The organism is Nostoc sp. WHI (assembly GCF_015714725.1).
GTDB lineage: Bacteria > Cyanobacteriota > Cyanobacteriia > Cyanobacteriales > Nostocaceae > Nostoc.
In genome coordinates this window covers 1-1,503 of record NZ_WBKM01000044.1, presented here as the reverse complement: position 1 = coordinate 1,503, position 1,503 = coordinate 1, and the positions used below count along the sequence as shown (strand labels likewise).

Genomic DNA, 1,503 nt, shown 5'->3' with positions numbered 1-1,503 from the left:
GGGGAGTGGGGAGTGGGAAATTGGGAATCTCACTTCTTTACTCAGAACTCAGAACTCGGAACTCGGAACTCGGAACTGTTTTTGCCCAATGCCCTAAGCCGGTATTTGTATTTGCATTGCCCGCGCCAACTCTGCCGCCACTTCAGGACGGGAAAATTCTGGTGGGGGTAACTCACCGCGACGCAGCATTTCCCGGACTTTTGTCCCCGATAGGTGAATACGTTCTTCTGGCTTGCTGGGACTGGTTTTAGATGTTGCCATCTGCTTAGTACGTGTGCAGTAGAAAGCGTGTTCAAATTTCATTGGCACAATTCCCAATTCAGTTGGCTCAAACTCGTCAAAGATGTACTGAGCATCGTAAGTGCCGTAATAGTCGCCAACGCCAGCATGATCCCTTCCGACGATAAAGTGAGTACAGCCGTAGTTTTTGCGGACTAAAGCATGGAAGATTGCCTCACGAGGCCCAGCATAACGCATTGCGGCTGGATTAATTGCCAAAACTACCCGGTCATGGGGGTAGTAGTGTTCTAGCAAAATTTCATAGCAGCGCATCCGCACGTCGGCGGCAATGTCATCATCTTTTGTAACCCCGACTAATGGATGCAAAAATAGCGCATCTACTGTTTCCAACGCGCACTTTTGGATATATTCATGAGCGCGGTGGATGGGGTTACGAGTTTGGAAACCGACAATTGTTTTCCAACCATTTTCTCGAAACAACTCGCGTGAGGCAGCCGGATCAATTTGATAGGTGGGAAACTGGGGATGAGGTTCGCGTTGTAGTAGCCAAATATCGCCAGCAAGATGTACGTTCCCTTGGCTGTAGAGTACTTGTACGCCTGGATGTTTGGCGTCATCAGTGCGGTAAACCTTTATTGCTTCGCGGCTTTTGTCGTAGTGATATTTTTGCGTAAGTTGCAAAACTCCAATAAATTCGCCTCTGGAGTTATCCAGACGGATTAAACCGCCTTCTTGCAAGGGGGAAGCTACTTCTTCGCTTACCGATAGTGTAATTGGAATTGACCACACAAGACCGTTAGCTAGTCGCATTTCTGTAACGGTGCGATCGCAGTCTTCTTGGTTCATGAAACCCGTCAATGGACTAAAAGCACCGATCGCAATCATTTCTACATCAGAAACGGTGCGATCGTCAAGTTGCACTCGCGGCAAAAAGTCAGCTTTTGAGAGAAACTCTGCTCTTTGTTCTGGTGTGGCGATACGGTTAACCAACTGTCCACCGTGGGGGGCTATGGCATCTGGATTTTGACTCAATGTAATCCCCTCTTTACTTTTACTGCTATTGTTTCAGATTATGTACTAACTTATCAAATGCTGGTACGTAGAAATAAAGAGTTTGGGCATGGGGCATTGGGCATGGGGCATTGGGCATGGGGCATGGGGATGAACTGAGATAAATTAGATGTACAAAAATATTTACAGTCATTGCGAGCGTTTGCGGAGCGTCTCCAAGAGTTGCAATCCCAACCGCAAGCGAATTGCTTC

At 47.5% G+C, this 1,503-nt stretch carries 1 protein-coding gene and 1 pseudogene; both read right to left on the bottom strand.

Features of this window, described 5'->3' with window-relative positions:
* Positions 1–93: 93 nt before the first annotated feature.
* Complete coding sequence (gene sat, locus F8S12_RS04240; RefSeq protein WP_196515026.1) at positions 94–1,272, bottom strand: sulfate adenylyltransferase; 1,179 nt, start codon at positions 1,270–1,272, stop codon at positions 94–96.
* 25 nt (positions 1,273–1,297) lie between these two features.
* Positions 1,298–1,503, bottom strand: a pseudogene (locus F8S12_RS40280) (hypothetical protein); the annotation flags it as partial.